Below are 15,505 nucleotides of genomic sequence, written 5' to 3'. Positions count from 1 at the left end.
GGTCCGCCTGTCTGCGTATTATTTACCCGATTGTTCCTGTAAAGACGCTGCGATCTGTATCATTTCGTCCACCGGCAGGTTTGCGCTTGTAATGCGGAATTCCACGCCGTCCCCATTCATCCAGGTCAGCGTCTGCTGCTCATCGCCAGCCAGAAGGCCCGCCGTAAATCCAAGGTCCACCACTTCACCCGACATCAGGGACACGGCACGGTCCTGCGGACGGGATTCCATGATCGTGAACTGGTATGTACCATCATACCGAAGCAGCAGCGCATGGTTGTCACTGTTGTCCAACTTGTTGCTGTCCTTGAGCGTAACGCCTTCAGGCAGGTAATCCGGAATAATCATGCCAAAGTCGCCAAGTTCCTTGGTGACTTCCTGCGCCGCTTCCCCGTTATCGCCCTGCGGCTGGTCCTGGGATGCGACCGGATTGCCGTTCTCGTCGACTTCGGCCACCGTGCCGACCGACGGATCGCTTTGCACGGTCATGTTGCGCTTCATGTCAAAAGAGTCCTTGTCGAATTTCGCATCGAACTGGAACTGGTCGAATTTGACCTCAACGACGACATGGGCGTCAGAGTCGGAGACTTGTACTTGTTTTGGCGCGTAATTGTCCTTGCTGAGCCAAATTTTTTGGCGGACGAGAGACTGGCTGTGATAGTTTGCCGCAACATCAAATACATAGCTGTCCTTGTCAGCTGCAAACTGCCGGGTGTTATCGCTTAAGATGCCCCGGACGAGCGTTTGGTATAAATAGACTTGCCCCTGGTTGTCCGGCCAGTCGCTTTTAAACCGGAAGCTTTTATTCAGGCTCGGCGTCAGCACGAATACGCCATCGTCGTTGCGGAGAACGATTTGCGTAACGTCCTTCTGGGCGTTCGTCAGGCTGATGCGGTAGTAGTTTGGATTCTGGTACCATACCTCCACCTGGTATTCCTGCGGCTTCTCCCCGGTATACAGCGTCATTTTCCCCGTTCCTTTGTAAGAGCCATCCTTGCTTTGCAGTGTATCGACCACGTTGTTCAAGTCTTTGACAACGGAAGCGGCATCCTTTTTGCCACCACAGCCTGCCAACACAACCGTAACGCACAAGATCATGGCGAGCATCCATGAAATCCGGCGCATGACATCATCCCCCTTAGCACTTGGTTTGAACTGATTGATACATGTCTATGAGGGACTTGGTCACATTATGCAGACTAGCATGACAAGCCTGATACCGAATCCGTGTACTGAATATAATGTTATTAATACGCTGTTATATGACGCTGTATAATGGTGACTCGCGGCGGTACCGCTCCATGAACGCTTGCCTGGTCATGAGCAGCATCTGCGGAACCAGCTTGGGAGCGCTGTGCTTCACGCGTTTTTGCCCGGCAGGATGAAGCATTCGCAGCAGAAACCTTAAATAGATCGTCGTCAGCAGCCGGAACCACCCGGCCTTCAGCTGGTGCTGCTCAAAGCCCAGCCCGTGGGTCAGCCCCCGGTGAAGCAGCGTGATCCCGGTCAGTGCTTTGACCTCAGCCAGTTCGGGAACCTGGTCCATCGCTTCACGGATCTGTCTGAGCGATTGCTTCAGGAGCCTGGCGGTTTTCAGCGCCGCCCTGTCCGGCCCAAGGCTCCGCGACAGTTCCAGCACCTGCCCGTTATCCAAATGAAGCTCCCCGATCCAGTCGCCGGCATGAAGCCACTGCCCGCTGTCACTGCGGATGCTTTTCCCGTGAAAAGGCCGAACCACCAGCTTGCAAATTCCGTAACTCAGCACCCGCTTGCTCCGCAGCCGCGTGATCCGGTCGAACAAGCCCTCCCATTTCATCCATGCCGTCTGGACTCCCGTCTTCAAAGCCGTCGTTTTGATCAATTTCATCACATCTCTTCTCTATTAAGTTCGTTCTATTCAGTTTGACGGTTCAAATAAGGGAATCCATGCAAATCATCCAAAAAAAGATATTTGTCTGATTTGCTGACCATGAAACGTTCCTCGTGGAACAAGACGTGTCCGCGGCGCTGTCTGGCAACATGCCCGGATTCCGTTAGCGGGGGAAGGCAGCCATGTTCCAGTCATTCGGCAAAAAGAAACGGCAGGCCGGAGGCAGGGCCAGGATACCGCCCCTGCGGTACCATCTCCGACCCATCCCTCCTGACCTGCCTGTCTTAAAAAATGCTGCTGCTCTATTGATCCGCCAAAATACGATCGATCGATACCAGCTGCACGCATGCGCACAAAATATCGATGGCCTGCGCAAGCTCTTCGAGCGATGGATAGGTTGGCGCAATACGGATATTGCGGTCCCGCGGATCGCGCCCGTACGGATAAGTGGCCCCGGCAGGCGTTAGTGTCACCCCGGCCTCCGCTGCACGCCGCACGACTTCCCGTGCACAGCCGTCCATCGTATCCAGGCTGATAAAATAACCGCCGCTGGGCTTGCTCCATGAAGCGATATCCTTGGTGCCAATCCCGGATTCCAGCTTATTCAGCACCAAGTCGAATTTCGGCTTGATGATCGCAGCATGCTTTTCCATGTGGCGGCCCAGATGCTCCATATCCTTAAGAAAGCGGATGTGCCGCAGCTGATTCACTTTATCCGGGCCGATCGTCTGCACGGACAGCTGTTTTTTCATATGGCTGAGGTTGTCCCTGCTCGCCGCCAATGCCGCTACGCCGGAACCCGGAAAAGTCACCTTGGAAGTGGATGCAAAGATGAACACACGGTCAGGATTGCCGGCGTTCGAGCAGGCTTCCAGCATATTTTTCAGCTCGTCATGCCTTGAAGTCAGATGATGGACCGTATAAGCGTCATCCCAGAAAATGCGGAAATCGCCAGCCCTCGTCTTCATCCGGGCCAGCCGTTCCACCGTTTCGTCGGAATACGTGATACCGCCGGGGTTGCTGTACTTCGGCACACACCAAATTCCCTTGATGGAGTCATCTTCGGCGACAAGCCTCTCTACTGCGTCCATATCCGGCCCTTCCGGCGTCATATCTACGGTGATCATTTCGATATTCAGCTGCTCGCAGATCGCAAAATGGCGGTCATACCCAGGGCTTGGACACAGGAATTTGACGGACGGGAGCTTGCTCCACGGCTGCTCACTGCCAAGCACCCCGAACAGCATCGCCCGTGCCAGCGCATCATACATCAAGTTTAGGCTGGAGTTGCCCTGAACGATCACTTCAGAAGACTGAACCCCAAGCATCTCGGCAAAAAACCGCTTCGCCTCCGGGATTCCGTCAAGGCCACCGTAATTGCGGCAGTCCGTCCCATCCTCCGCCCGAAGTTCTTCCCCGGACGGCAGAACGTCCAGCATTTCGTTCGAAAGCTGCAGCTGCTCCGGGCACGGCTTGCCCCGGGACATATCCAGCTTCAAATTAAGACTCCGGTATGCCTCGTATTCAGCTTGCAGCCGGCCTTGCTCCCGCCTTAACTCATCTTCCTGCCATCCGGTATAACCCGTAACCATCTTCATCTCTCCTCGCTCAGCTCTTCATCTAACTTTTACTAAATTACACCATATGACCGAAGGCAGGCGGATGTCAACTACAAAAATCACCACGCCTGGCGTCATGAAAATCCAAAAAAACCGGACTGCTGTAACGCAGCCCGGTTCCGGTGCTTTTTATGTTTAGCTGTGTGGGGTTGGAGGCTCCTTCGGGACCAGCTTGAATATCTCTCCGCTCTCAAACGTATCGATGAGCCGGTCCAGCCAGCCGTAATAAGCAACCGCCTCGTGCAGTTTGGCGATATCCTTGCGCAGCAGCTCGGTGAACTCGGGATCATGCTCGTACGCCGTCAGCAAGCGGCCCATTTCGTCGATGGACTTGCTCAGAATCTGGATATTGCTCTCTACCGATTTTCTCCACTTGATATCGAAAAAGTCGGTAAACGTCTGATACCAGTCGTATTCCACTTCATATAAGTCCTTGCGGGAGCCCTTCTCCCATACTTTATTGACCATCTTCAAGTCCAGCAGGGTCCGGACGCCCGTGCTCATGCTGGTCTTGCTCATTTTCATTTCCCGTCCCATTTCATCCAGAGTCATCGGCTTGTCTGCAAAAAAAAGCAGCCCGTATAAATGTCCGGTGGACTGGGAGATTCCATATAAGTCCATGTTTCTTCCGATCGTTTCAATGACGCGCTTGCGTACCTTGTGGATTGCTGCGTCGCGTTCATCTTCGAATTGGTCCAAGCTCATGCTTGCAACCTCCTTATTTGTTCAACCATTCTCCGCAGAATCCCCGGCCCATAAGCCTGAACAAGGTCCGGAATCCGCTTGTGTTGCCCGTGTTTGTAAGTGAAAAAGTATGGAGAAGACCAAACCTTCATCGTCTATTGTATGTAAACCGATTTTAATTGTAAAGAAACCGATCCGTCAGGAAAACGGCGGATATGGGAGCATTCGGCAGTAAATTTCGTACAGTTTTTTCTGTACGTTCTTTACGTACGGTTAAAACGTTTGATACTATATATATTAATTGTTACACTGTTACCCGTTGGTTATTCACGCAGCATCGTGTTCGCACTTATCAACGATAGAGAAGCAATAAGGGGGTATCACAGTTGTCTATTTTGCAGCTTAAACAAGTCAGCAAATTGTTCGGAGCCCAGGCGGAGCAAAGCGTCGGACTGCTCGAACAAGGCTGGAACAAGGAGAAGCTGGCGAAGGAAAAATCCGTGACCGTCGGGGTGAACCGGGTCAACCTCAGTATTGAAGCTGGCGAAATTTTCGTCATTATGGGGCTGTCCGGCAGCGGCAAATCCACCCTCGTCCGGATGCTGAACCGGCTGATTGAGCCTACGGCGGGGGAAATCCTCGTTCACGGGCAGGATTTAAGAAAAATGAATAAGGAGCAGCTCCGTAAGGTACGGCGCCAGACGATCAGTATGGTTTTTCAGAAGTTCGCGCTGTTTCCGCACCGGACCGTACTGGAAAACGTGGAATACGGGCTTGAGATTCAAAAGGTCAAAAAGCCGGAGCGCACGGAGAAAGCGATGAAGTCGCTCGAACTGGTCGGCCTCAAGGGCTGGGAAAACAAATCTCCCGACGAGCTGAGCGGCGGCATGCAGCAGCGCGTCGGTCTGGCGCGGGCGCTCGCGAATGACCCGGAGATTCTGCTGATGGACGAAGCCTTCAGCGCGCTTGATCCGCTGATCCGCCGTGACATGCAGGATGAGCTGCTCGAACTGCAGGAGACGATGAAGAAAACGATTATCTTCATCACGCACGATCTGGACGAAGCGCTGCGGATCGGCGACCGGATTGCGCTCATGAAGGATGGCGCCGTCGTGCAGGTGGGCACGCCGGAAGAAATTCTGACGCAGCCGGCCAACGCCTATGTGGAGCGGTTCGTCGAGGACGTCGACCTGTCCAAGGTGCTGACCGCCGCCCATGTCATGCGCCGTCCGGAGACGATCATGCCGGACCGGGGGCCGAGGGTGGCGCTCGAGCTGATGCGCGAGCGCGGCATCTCCAACCTGTTCGTCATCGACCGCGGCAAGCGGCTGCTCGGCGTCATCACGGCGGAGGATGCCTCGGAAGCGATGCGCAGCGGCAAAACGCTTGCGGATATTCTGATCACGGACGGTCCAAGAGTCCATCCGGACGTCCTGATCAATGAGCTGTTTGAAATCACCAGCATGTCCAAAGTACCGCTCGCCGTCGTCGACGACAACGACCGTCTTGCGGGCGTTATTGTCCGGGGTGCCCTGCTTGGGGCGCTCGCCGGGGAGAACAGTTCGAAGGAGGTGAGCCCAAATGCCGAAAATACCGCTGGATGAGTGGATTGAAGCATTGGTCGGCTGGATGGGAGACCATCTGACGGTCCTGTTCGACTTCATTTCGAGCGTCATCGAAGGCATCGTTAACGGATTTACCTGGCTGTTCATGCTGCCGCATCCGTTCCTGTTTATCGTCATACTCGGTATTCTTGCCTTCCTGGTCGGGCGGATATCCCTGACGCTGTTCTCGGTGATCGGATTTCTGCTGATTTATAACCTGGGGTACTGGCCGCAGACGATGGACACCCTCAGTCTGGTCATCACCTCCGCCTTGATTTCGGTCGTCTTAGGCGTTCCGATCGGCATCTGGTGTGCTTACAGCAAAGGGGCGTCCCGCATCATTACGCCGCTACTCGATTTCATGCAGACGATGCCGGCCTTCGTCTATCTGCTGCCGGCAGTTACCTTCTTCAGCCTGGGCGTCGTGCCAGGGGTCATCGCTTCGGTTATCTTCGCGATTCCGCCGACGATCCGCCTGACCCTGCTCGGCATTCAGCAGGTGTCCGGCGAGCTCACGGAAGCAGCCGATGCCTTCGGTTCCACCGGACCGCAGAAGCTCTTCAAGGTGCAGCTGCCGTTGGCCATGCCGACGCTGATGGCCGGCATCAACCAGACCATCATGCTGTCGCTGTCCATGGTCGTCATCGCTTCGATGATCGGCGCCCAGGGCATCGGAGCCGAGGTATACCGCGCGGTAACCCAGCTCCAAATCGGGAAAGGCTTCGAAGCCGGTCTTGCGGTGGTTATTCTCGCTATCGTGCTCGACCGCTTTACGCAAAACCTATTTAAATCCAAAAAAAGGGGTGCATAACATGAAAAAACAGAAAAAATGGACGATCCTGGCCAGCCTTGGTCTGGCCGGCGCACTGATGCTGTCCGCCTGCGGCCAAAACGGCTCCGGCGGGTCGGCAAGCGGAGAAGGCAGCACTGATTCCTTCGGTAAACAGGTCAACTACGAAATTATCGGTATCGACCCCGGTGCCGGAATCATGAAGGCGACCAACAAAGCCATCGAAGAATACGGCCTGTCCGACTGGAAGCTGATTGAAGGCTCCGGCGCGGCGATGACTGCGACGCTGGCCAAAGACATTAAGGCCAAAAAGCCGATCGTCATTACCGGATGGACACCGCACTGGATGTTCTCCAAATATGACCTGAAGTACCTGGATGATCCGAAGAAAGTATACGGTGAAGCCGAGGAAATCCATACGATCGCCCGCAAGGGTCTGGAACAGGATGAGCCGACCGCTTACGCATTCCTTGACCGGTTTGAATGGTCCTCCGATGAAATGGGTGAGATCATGACGGCGATCCAGGAAGGCAAGAAGCCGGAAGAGGCCGCCAAGGCATGGGCTGACAGCCACGCCGACCGGGTCAATGAATGGATCAAGGACCTGAAGCCTGTTAACGGCAACCCGCTGAAGCTGAGCTACGTAGCCTGGGATTCGGAAATCGCCAGCACCAACCTGCTGCAGTACATCCTCCAGGAAAAACTGGGCTACAAGGTAACCGCCCTCCAGGTAGAGGCAGGACCAATGTGGACCGGCGTCGCCAACGGGGACGTGGACGCATCGGCCGCAGCCTGGCTGCCGCTGACCCACGCCGATTACCTCGCCAAATTCAAGGATCAGATCGATGATCTGGGCGCTAATATGACCGGCGTCAAAACCGGCCTGGTCGTGCCGTCCTACGTTGACATTAAGTCAATCGAAGACCTGAAGAAATAATTCAATTCATTCTCTATAGGTTCATACAAAAAAAGGGCTGGGCCCCGGTAGATTGTTCTACCTGGGGACCCAGCCCTTTTTTGCTGGAAGAGGAGTCCGGTCCGTCATCCAGACACCGAGCCGGTGCAGCCATTCTATAGAATGGCTCTGTTGCGCGCCTCTTCACTCTTACGTTTACTCTTCTTCAGCAGCCCGCTTATTCTCCGAACGGTCGTCGATCGTCACGGTCACCGGCGAATACTCGGCCGTCACGACCTGCCCATGAACGGACACGCTGCCTTCCGGCGAGATGTCCTTCTCAGTCATGATGCCGAGCGCGATCGTAAACTCGTTGAACTTGATCGGGATGTTCTTCTCCCGGCGGATTTCCGTGCCGTTCAAATAGAACACAGCTTCGTCGTTTCCGCGGTCATACGTAATTTTGTAGGTGTTGAATTCACGTGGCTTAAAGTTGGTGTCTTCTTTAAAGATGCAGAAATACCGGGTCTTGTCCGATGGCGGAACCTCTACCCCCGGGAAAGGAAGAACAGCGTACACGCTGGCATATTTGTCGTTGCCGGCAAAGAAATCCAGCGCCGCTCCGGTCGTGAAATCCAGCAGGTTAAGCGATACGTAGCCGTCGTACAGATCGTTCGGCACGGTATTGACCGAGCGGGCACGGATCTGCAGTTCGAAGTCGACCACTCCGTGATCCGGTACTTTGACCGTTTCCACTGAATAATACATATGCTTCGCGTTGTCCAAAATTTGAATCTGGTCGTTTTGCCGGCTCAGCGGAGCACGGACGTACAGAATGCCGTTGCGGACAATGACTACCGCGTCAGGCTCCCGGTATTCCCAGAACGTACCGTCCGGCAGCGGAAAGCCGCCGATTTTCCAAACCTCGCCCTCCGACAGAATCGTATGAAAATCCCCAAAAACGCGTTGTTGTACCATGTAGCATCGAACTTCCTTTCTCGCTTAAGTCAATATGGCCGTTAAGGTCAGATCAAGCCTTGTATCAGTAAACATATAATCATAATGATCCCGCTCCGCTGGGTCGATTTCACCGAAGCTCCCATCAGCGGAATATAGGCATGGCTGTTATTATGAGACTTCAGCTTGCCGTACACCTGGTACAGCGGAATCATGCCCGGCAGGGCCAGCAGTCCGTACACCGGAAGCGCCCCGGCAATGACGCTGACCACGAGCATCAGCGCGGACAGAAACAGCAGAAACCGGGAGAAGCCAAGCGCTCTTTGCTCGCCCCACACGACGACCAGCGTACGTTTGCCGGCCTGGCGGTCCGCCTGCCAGTGTAAAAAGTGATGGTTGAACAGAATCAGCGTAGTTAACAGGCCGATCGGCAGGGACAGGAGCAGCGCCCGCAGATCCAAATGCGAGGTTTGCACATAATAGGCCCCCATGACCGGAAGAACGCCGAACGAGAGCAGGATTGCGACTTCCGAGTAGCCTTTGCCCCGGTATCCGAACTTCAGTGGTGGCGCCACATAGAAGTATGCGATCAAGCCGCCGAGTGCGCCGAAAATGAAAGCCCACGGCCCTGAGAATACGGCCAATATAATTCCGCAAGCCGCGGCAACGCCAAACAGCGCCCAAGTGACCGCCGCAAACTTGCGAATGCTCCATACACCGCCCGTCAAAAAGCCCGAGTTCGTGGAGACCGCATCCACGGCCTCTTTGGCAGCCGTATCGGTCCCGCTCTTGTAATCCCACAGGTCGTTCACCATGTTGGAGAACAGGTGGGCCGACGCCGCACCGACGAGCGTAATCAGAAACAGCCAGACGTTAAAAACGCCGTTCCATACAAAAGCCCCCAACGCTCCCAGCGCGACCGGAATCAGCATGACCGGTACAACTCCGAAGCGTGAGGCTTTCATGAACTGTTTGAGCATGCACCATGCTCCCTTCCTTATAATGTACCCATGAAAAATGGGTTCGTATAATTTTCGGGCGAAAACGCCGTATTGCCAAACAAATGATATTTTTCACAAACTTTCCCATGATGGATATCGTTAACGACATGCACTGAAAGGAGGTTTGTATCATCCTTCACAAGGATATCACACTTTCGCGGATGTTGTCACCGGAATGTATAAATCAGGAAGATTCCACGCGATGTCAGGTTCCAGCCCAAGCCAAAAAAGCCACGGCCCTCTTTCCCGCTGCCCTTCGAATGAAGAATGGAGCGTTCCGGTTGTGCCATGGCTTGTTTCTGATTGACGAGAATCAACTGGTAGATTGCCTTGGAAGCTCCTGCCAGGATCCGTACTGTGGTTCGGATCGATCCTGCTAAACTCCTATTGCTCTGTGCTGACCTGCCACGTGATGCCGAACTTGTCCCGGACCATGCCGAAGGCCGGGCTCCAAAACGTCTTCTGCAGTTCCATCAGCACCTGTCCCCCATCCGACAATCCGGCGAAGACCGATTGGAGACGCTCGCTGTCATTTGATGTAATAGCGATGCTCAACTGATCCCCAAGCTGATACGGATTTCCCGGAAACGTATCGGAGAAGAGCAGCATGTTGCCGTCAAATTCAAGTGCGGCATGCAGTACGCGATCTTTGGCTTCATCCGGCAGCGGATGATCCGGATCCGGCATATCGCTGAAGCGGGACAATCCCAGGTTTTTGGCCTGCAGCACTTTTTCATAAAACGCAACAGCCTCGGCACAATTGCCATTCATTACAATGTAAGGCGATATCTTTACACTCATTCGGGTAGTCCTCCTTTATCATATGGGACATGCACAATCCATTATATCCCACGCCCCTGCGATTGATAAGGACATGCCGAAAAATGATGCTCTAACGCCGCCTACGAGCAGCCATCCTCTTCAATCACCCGGCGGCCCTTAATATACAGCCGATTCCAATACGGATCCGAGAGCTCCGTGACCACGACGCCGCCCGCTTTGCAGGAATGAAGGAACCGGCCGCCGCCATGATAAATGCCGACATGGCCGATTCGTTCCAGCCCTTTTTTATGCGTTCGGGAGTGGACGGAAAAGAACAGCAGATCGCCCCGCTGCAGGTTCTTTCTGGCCACGTCATATCCCAGGAGGCTTTGCTGTCTGGACGTACGCGGCAGCAGCAGACCGTTTCTGGCAAAAATAAATTGCATGAACGAGCTGCAATCGAACGCGTCGATGGACCAGGGCACCGCACCGAACCGGTATGGAGTCCGGTAGAATGCCATGCCGTCCTGGATGATCTGTTCGATGAGCTCCGCTCTGGAGCATCCGGACGTATCCCGCGACCATGGAGGTGCCGCCGGAATAACCGCAGCTTGCGTATGAGCCAGATAAGCTGCGTATTGGAACGGCACCCGGATGCTTTTCAAATAGAGTTCGAGGTCACGCTCCGTTCGCATGAACGGCTTGCCCGGCTTATGGTTCACCTCCAGAATATGGAGGGACCGATCCTCGCTTATGGCCAAATCGACGCCCAATTCGGCAAAGCTCCGGTTGTAGTATAGCTCCAGCTGCTCCGCTACCCGCCGTGACAGGTCCTTTACCTGTTCGTACAGCCTCTTCGCTTCCTCCTCCCCAAATCTCTTGGCCAAAAAGGGATACGCCTCCAACGTTTGCCCGCCGTGCTCCGGATGCGTCGTCAGACGGCTTGTCTGTCCTACATGGACGACGAGCCCGGTAAAGCTCCAGCTGCCCAGCCCATCTTTCTGGATCAGCGCACGGCAGTCCCAGGGGTTTCGGCTGTTCACGCGCAAATCGAGCGCCGGCTGCATCATATAACCTTTGGCGGCCAGCTGATCTAAATATCTCCCTGCCGATTCTACCTTAATACCGCGGCATACGCCCCCGTCTTCCTCAACAATCAGCATGTCCTTGCGAAGACTGATCCGTTTGATCCCGGTACCCGAGTCTCCACTGACCGGTTTCAGCATGAGCGCTTTGTGCTGCTCCAGCATGGAAATCCCGTCGGCCGCCCGAATCAGCAGCTCCGTCTCCACCAAGTGCTCCGCGATTTCCGGAGACGCCTTCAGTCCCTGATAGACGACCCACTTATTGCCAAGCCAGTCCCCAAGAAAGGGCAGACGGCTGAAGGATTTGATTTCTTCCGCTTGCTGGTAACTGCGGATCGTCCTGTAATGGCCTATATCATAAATGAGATCCGGAAATCCCTGTACCGTACGCACCCACTTATGCTTTTGATAAGTGTAACCGGTAATTTTTCGACGGGCCAGATTCACATCTTCAGGCGCAAAAAGAATCAACCGTTTGAAACCTGCCTCATTCGCTGCCTCAACATAGGGAAGAAAATGGGACCTTCCGGCTGTCTTGGCAGACATTAGGCCGAGCGTGGTGTTCATACCCATCCCCTGCCTGGGCTTCCGATGCCAAAAGTACGGGTCATCACTTCTGTATCATCCTCCTGGGGGTTTTCAATTCAACTCGTTCGTAACCAGCGTATGCCTTGGAGAGGATGGAAGTGCTTATCCCCTCCTTAACGGCAAGAAGGGACGTCCGCTCCATAAGCGTCGTCCCTTTCTTTCGGGTTTAAGCATTATTGTATGAATTGCCGTTCTCTCAGCCAGGTCGCGCACAGGTCCGGCCATGCCTTGACGGCCTCTTCTTCCTCCGCGAGCCCAAGTCCGTGGCGTCCGGCCTCGAACACGTGCAGCGCATAAGGAATCTTCTCGCGGCTTAAAGCGAGGGCGAAGAGCAGGCTGTTCTCCGCAGGAACGGCCCCGTCATCGGCCGTATGCCAAATAAAGGCCGGCGGCGTATCCGGCGTGACCCGCGTCTCGTTGGACAAATACTGGACCAGTTCGGCGTCCGGCTCTTCCCCGAGCAGCGAATACTTGCTGCCTTCGTGGGTATATGGCCCGAAGCTGATGACCGGATAGCACAGCACCTGCAGTTCGGGACGGCTGCTCTCGCGCTCGACCGGATCTTCCGCATCCGCCTGGCCTGCATCAAAATGGGTGCCAGCGGTGGACGCCAAGTGCCCACCGGCGGAAAAGCCCAAAATGCCTACCCGCGCCGGATCGATGTTCCAATCGGCCGCGAGGCTTCGCACGGTCCGGATCGCCCGCTGGGCGTCTCCCAGCGGAACCGGGTGGCGGTTCGGCGACACGCGGTAGTTCAGGACCACTGCCGACACCCCGATGCTGTTCAGCCACAAGGCGATCGGTTCGCCTTCATGGTCTGCGCGCATGACATATCCGCCTCCCGGGCATACCACCATCATCGGGAAAGGGCCTTCTCCTTCGAGCAGATATGGCGTTATGCTGGGGCAGCCCTCGTTCTCCGGCCCGCTTTGTCCCAGCGGAACATCCTCCCATAATGGTATGCGCTGCTTGCTGTCAGGCAGCCTGCTTGCTGCTGTGCTCATTCGATCGTCCCCTTGTCATATGGTTTTGTCCACCATTTTACAATGGGAGCATACATAATTAAAGGGCTTACACTCAATTTAGCCGAAAAGTCAGCGCGAAAGCCCCTGATTCTTCAGCAGCTTGATATACAATCCGCCAACGACGCTCCGTACTGAAAATTCATCTGCCGGTCGGTTCGGTATCGTGCCAGTCGGTCATCGGAACGCGGTCCGGCGACTCGTGATATGCAATCCATAGCGGAGCTACAAGCTTCGGCTGCGTACATGAAACCGAAGGGAATTGCTCATAATGTAACGGTACTGCCCTACCTAAAACTAAGGAGAGAATGAAATCGATGGGTATTCTCGACGGAAATCCGAAACACCAACCGATGCATTACGGCGAAGTCTTCAATTTATGGGAAGTTTCCATGATGGCCAAAGGACTCGTCTCCTGCTATCAGGTATATCTGAACCATGCCGGAGACAAAGACCTCAAACAAATTCTTGAGGACCTGATCGACCAAGCCAAGACCGAAATCAAGGAATGCGATAAGCTGCTGACCGACAACGGCGTCGTCCCGGCGCCGATTATGGCCGACAGACCGGCCGTCAATCTGGAAGACATACCGCCCGGGGCCCGCTTTATGGACCAGGAAATCGGCGCCAAGCTGGCAGCCGACACCGCCGCGGGACTGGCTGGCTGCAGCGCGATTATGGGCATGTCCATCCGCGAGGACATCGGCGCGTTATTCGCCAAATACCATGCAACCAAGACCGCCCTCGGCGTGCGGATTCTCCGCATGAACAAGGAGAAGGGCTGGCTCGTTCCCCCACCGCTTCACGTTGAGCGTCCGGTTGAGGAGAAGGCGTAACCCAGCCCTTCCGCCGCTTACGGCGACTGCCGTCTTGGTTCGTTCGAATGTACGGCAAAAAGGCTTTCCCTTCGTCCCCATGGACGGCAGGAAAGCCTTTTTTGTGATAGATCCCGTCTGACGTTCTAACGCAGTTCCTGACTCCGAAAGAAACGTCCGGAGACTAGGACAGCTTCACGAGATGGTATTTTTTCTTACCTTTGCGGATGATGATAAACCGGCCTTCGATGGCATGGTCCGCGCTTACTTCCAGCTCGGCGTCGCTGACACGCTCGCCATTCATGGAGATGGCTCCCGAATTCAGATCCTCCCGAGCTTGGCGTTTGGACGGCTCAATGCCGACATCGACGAGCCAGTCGATGATGTTTTTGGATTCCTTCGAAGCTTCAAACGTCGGCATTTCCTTGAAGCCCTGCTCGATTTCGTCCGCGGTGAGCGACTTGATGTCGCCGCTGAAGAGCGCAGCGGTGATTTTTTTAGCTTGGGCCAGCATTTCTTCGCCATGGACGAACCGGGTCATTTCCTCGGCCAGCGTGATCTGCGCTTCGCGTTTGTGCGGCTCGGTCTGCACCTTTTCCGCCAAAGCGTCGATCGCTTCTTTGTCCAGGAAGGTGAAGTACTTCAGGTACTTGACGACGTCGCGGTCGTCTGTGTTCGCCCAGAACTGGTAGAACTCGTACGGCGTCGTTTTCTTCGGATCGAGCCAAATGGCGCCGCCGGCGGTTTTGCCGAATTTCGTGCCGTCCGCCTTCAGCATGAGCGGGATGGTCAGGCCGAATGCTTTCGCTTCCGGGCCTTCCTTTTTCCGGATCAGATCCAGGCCGCTCGTAATGTTGCCCCATTGGTCGGAACCGCCGATCTGCAGCTGGACGTCCTCTTCCCGGTACAGGTGCAGGAAGTCCATCGACTGCAGGATTTGGTAGGAAAATTCGGTGTACGAAATGCCGGTTTCGAGCCGATTCGCGACAATATCCTTGGCCAGCATCGTGTTGATGCTGAAGTTTTTCCCGTAATCGCGGAGAAAATCAATGACGTTCAGCTGATGCGTCCAGTCGTAGTTATTCACCATGCGCAGCTGGTTGTCGCCTTCCGTCAGGAACAGCTTCTTCATTTGGGCGGTCAGGGCGTTCACGTTCGCCTGCACCTGTTCCATCGTCTGCAGCGTGCGTTCGGACTGGCGTCCGCTCGGATCACCGATTGTTCCGGTGGCGCCGCCGATCAGAATGACCGGCCGGTGTCCGGCCAGCTGGAACCGTTTCAGCATCATGAACGGGATCAGGTGCCCGATGTGCATGCTGTCCCCGGTCGGGTCGACGCCGCAGTACAGGGAGATCGATTTCTCCTCCGTCAATTGGCGGAGTCCCTCCGCGTCCGTCTGTTGGTTAATGGCCTCGCGCCACTCCAGTTCGTCAATAATGTTCATTTCCTTGTCCAGCTCCTTTGTTTGTTCATAGAAATATGGGATAAAAATCGGTTATACATGGAACGAGGCGGGCTTCTGCCCAGATGCAAGGCTTCCGCATAAAGCCGGGAAACGCAAAAAATCGTCCCTCGGCCTGAAACAGACCTAAGGGACGATTGTCATAACCGTGTTACCACCCACATTGCGCAGGTCCGCCTCGTTCAAGGCATGCTGCACCACTCGACGGCGCATGTAACGTTGGCCATTCCGCTTGGCATTACCCAAGATACTCCAGAGTGTAATTCGTCAGGACCGTGTGCTGCCGGGTCGCATCGACCCCCGGCTTTCTGAGAACAGGGACTTCCCGCTACTTCGCTCTTTCCGCGTATA

The 15,505-nt window shown here is 55.0% G+C and carries 14 protein-coding genes; 4 read left to right on the top strand and 10 right to left on the bottom strand.

Annotated elements, in window-relative coordinates:
• Positions 1 to 18 precede the first annotated feature (18 nt).
• The 4 genes from ABIE48_RS01495 to ABIE48_RS01480 form a co-directional block, all read right to left on the bottom strand.
• Positions 19 to 1,125 carry an outer membrane lipoprotein-sorting protein gene (locus ABIE48_RS01495; protein WP_076174843.1) on the bottom strand — a complete coding sequence of 369 codons (1,107 nt, stop codon included), beginning with the start codon at positions 1,123 to 1,125 and terminating at the stop codon, positions 19 to 21.
• A gap of 133 nt (positions 1,126 to 1,258) precedes the next feature.
• Positions 1,259 to 1,867 carry a YkoP family protein gene (locus ABIE48_RS01490; RefSeq protein WP_354518164.1) on the bottom strand — a complete coding sequence of 203 codons (609 nt, stop codon included), beginning with the start codon at positions 1,865 to 1,867 and terminating at the stop codon, positions 1,259 to 1,261.
• Between the two features lie 305 nt (positions 1,868 to 2,172).
• The gene (locus ABIE48_RS01485; RefSeq protein ID WP_483312641.1) at positions 2,173 to 3,468 is read right to left on the bottom strand and encodes an aspartate aminotransferase type Ic; all 1,296 of its coding nucleotides are present in this window, start codon (positions 3,466 to 3,468) and stop codon (positions 2,173 to 2,175) included.
• Between the two features lie 156 nt (positions 3,469 to 3,624).
• A complete protein-coding gene (locus ABIE48_RS01480; RefSeq protein ID WP_192716278.1) occupies positions 3,625 to 4,194 on the bottom strand; it encodes a GbsR/MarR family transcriptional regulator in 570 nt (189 codons plus the stop codon).
• 365 nt (positions 4,195 to 4,559) lie between these two features.
• On the opposite strand from ABIE48_RS01480, the gene ABIE48_RS01475 reads away from it, so the two are divergent.
• From ABIE48_RS01475 to ABIE48_RS01465, 3 genes are read left to right on the top strand one after another with little or no spacing between them, the layout of a single operon-like run.
• Complete coding sequence (locus tag ABIE48_RS01475) at positions 4,560 to 5,777, top strand: quaternary amine ABC transporter ATP-binding protein (protein ID WP_076174856.1); 1,218 nt, start codon at positions 4,560 to 4,562, stop codon at positions 5,775 to 5,777.
• Complete coding sequence (locus ABIE48_RS01470) at positions 5,755 to 6,588, top strand: ABC transporter permease (protein ID WP_145025989.1); 834 nt, start codon at positions 5,755 to 5,757, stop codon at positions 6,586 to 6,588. The genes ABIE48_RS01475 and ABIE48_RS01470 overlap by 23 nt, the downstream gene beginning before the upstream one ends.
• A 1-nt stretch (position 6,589) precedes the next feature.
• Positions 6,590 to 7,504, top strand: coding sequence for a glycine betaine ABC transporter substrate-binding protein (locus ABIE48_RS01465; RefSeq protein WP_145025992.1), 915 nt, complete (start codon positions 6,590 to 6,592; stop codon positions 7,502 to 7,504).
• 174 nt (positions 7,505 to 7,678) lie between these two features.
• On the opposite strand, the gene ABIE48_RS01460 is transcribed toward ABIE48_RS01465, so the two are convergent.
• The 5 genes from ABIE48_RS01460 to ABIE48_RS01440 all read right to left on the bottom strand — a co-directional run bounded on the left by ABIE48_RS01460 (position 7,679) and on the right by ABIE48_RS01440 (position 12,859).
• Positions 7,679 to 8,440: a DUF6081 family protein gene (locus ABIE48_RS01460; protein WP_105442101.1), complete on the bottom strand. Its 762-nt coding sequence runs from the start codon at positions 8,438 to 8,440 to the stop codon at positions 7,679 to 7,681.
• Between the two features lie 47 nt (positions 8,441 to 8,487).
• A complete protein-coding gene (locus ABIE48_RS01455) occupies positions 8,488 to 9,399 on the bottom strand; it encodes a prenyltransferase (RefSeq protein WP_076174866.1) in 912 nt (303 codons plus the stop codon).
• 405 nt (positions 9,400 to 9,804) lie between these two features.
• The gene (locus ABIE48_RS01450; RefSeq protein WP_145025995.1) at positions 9,805 to 10,221 is read right to left on the bottom strand and encodes a VOC family protein; all 417 of its coding nucleotides are present in this window, start codon (positions 10,219 to 10,221) and stop codon (positions 9,805 to 9,807) included.
• Between the two features lie 101 nt (positions 10,222 to 10,322).
• Positions 10,323 to 11,834, bottom strand: coding sequence for a YheC/YheD family protein (locus ABIE48_RS01445; protein ID WP_354518160.1), 1,512 nt, complete (start codon positions 11,832 to 11,834; stop codon positions 10,323 to 10,325).
• A gap of 194 nt (positions 11,835 to 12,028) precedes the next feature.
• Positions 12,029 to 12,859 (bottom strand): alpha/beta hydrolase, encoded by an 831-nt coding sequence (locus tag ABIE48_RS01440; RefSeq protein WP_192716276.1) that lies wholly within the window; start codon positions 12,857 to 12,859, stop codon positions 12,029 to 12,031.
• Positions 12,860 to 13,194: 335 nt separating this feature from the next.
• Here ABIE48_RS01440 and ABIE48_RS01435 point away from each other — a divergent pair, with 335 nt between their 5' ends.
• The gene (locus tag ABIE48_RS01435) at positions 13,195 to 13,713 is read left to right on the top strand and encodes a DUF3231 family protein (protein WP_145026004.1); all 519 of its coding nucleotides are present in this window, start codon (positions 13,195 to 13,197) and stop codon (positions 13,711 to 13,713) included.
• Between the two features lie 163 nt (positions 13,714 to 13,876).
• Here ABIE48_RS01435 and tyrS read toward each other — a convergent pair whose 3' ends face one another.
• Positions 13,877 to 15,136 carry a tyrosine--tRNA ligase gene (gene tyrS, locus ABIE48_RS01430; RefSeq protein WP_192716275.1) on the bottom strand — a complete coding sequence of 420 codons (1,260 nt, stop codon included), beginning with the start codon at positions 15,134 to 15,136 and terminating at the stop codon, positions 13,877 to 13,879.
• Between the last annotated feature and the right edge of the window lie 369 nt (positions 15,137 to 15,505).

Origin of the sequence: Paenibacillus sp. OAE614, assembly GCF_040546645.1 — a bacterium.
In the GTDB taxonomy this organism is placed as follows: Bacteria; Bacillota; Bacilli; order Paenibacillales; family Paenibacillaceae; genus Paenibacillus_AQ; species Paenibacillus_AQ favisporus.
This window is presented reverse-complemented; position numbering and strand designations above follow the sequence as displayed.

Coding starts and splice junctions, on each gene's coding strand:
- ABIE48_RS01485 (WP_483312641.1), bottom strand. CDS start 3,468: ATGAAGATGGTTACGGGTTATACCGGATGGCAGGAAGATGAGTTAAGG.
- ABIE48_RS01435 (WP_145026004.1), top strand. CDS start 13,195: ATGGGTATTCTCGACGGAAATCCGAAACACCAACCGATGCATTACGGC.
- ABIE48_RS01460 (WP_105442101.1), bottom strand. CDS start 8,440: ATGGTACAACAACGCGTTTTTGGGGATTTTCATACGATTCTGTCGGAG.
- ABIE48_RS01490 (WP_354518164.1), bottom strand. CDS start 1,867: ATGAAATTGATCAAAACGACGGCTTTGAAGACGGGAGTCCAGACGGCA.
- ABIE48_RS01480 (WP_192716278.1), bottom strand. CDS start 4,194: ATGAGCTTGGACCAATTCGAAGATGAACGCGACGCAGCAATCCACAAG.
- ABIE48_RS01465 (WP_145025992.1), top strand. CDS start 6,590: ATGAAAAAACAGAAAAAATGGACGATCCTGGCCAGCCTTGGTCTGGCC.
- ABIE48_RS01445 (WP_354518160.1), bottom strand. CDS start 11,834: ATGAACACCACGCTCGGCCTAATGTCTGCCAAGACAGCCGGAAGGTCC.
- ABIE48_RS01450 (WP_145025995.1), bottom strand. CDS start 10,221: ATGAGTGTAAAGATATCGCCTTACATTGTAATGAATGGCAATTGTGCC.
- tyrS (WP_192716275.1), bottom strand. CDS start 15,136: ATGAACATTATTGACGAACTGGAGTGGCGCGAGGCCATTAACCAACAG.
- ABIE48_RS01470 (WP_145025989.1), top strand. CDS start 5,755: ATGCCGAAAATACCGCTGGATGAGTGGATTGAAGCATTGGTCGGCTGG.
- ABIE48_RS01440 (WP_192716276.1), bottom strand. CDS start 12,859: ATGAGCACAGCAGCAAGCAGGCTGCCTGACAGCAAGCAGCGCATACCA.
- ABIE48_RS01455 (WP_076174866.1), bottom strand. CDS start 9,399: ATGCTCAAACAGTTCATGAAAGCCTCACGCTTCGGAGTTGTACCGGTC.
- ABIE48_RS01495 (WP_076174843.1), bottom strand. CDS start 1,125: ATGCGCCGGATTTCATGGATGCTCGCCATGATCTTGTGCGTTACGGTT.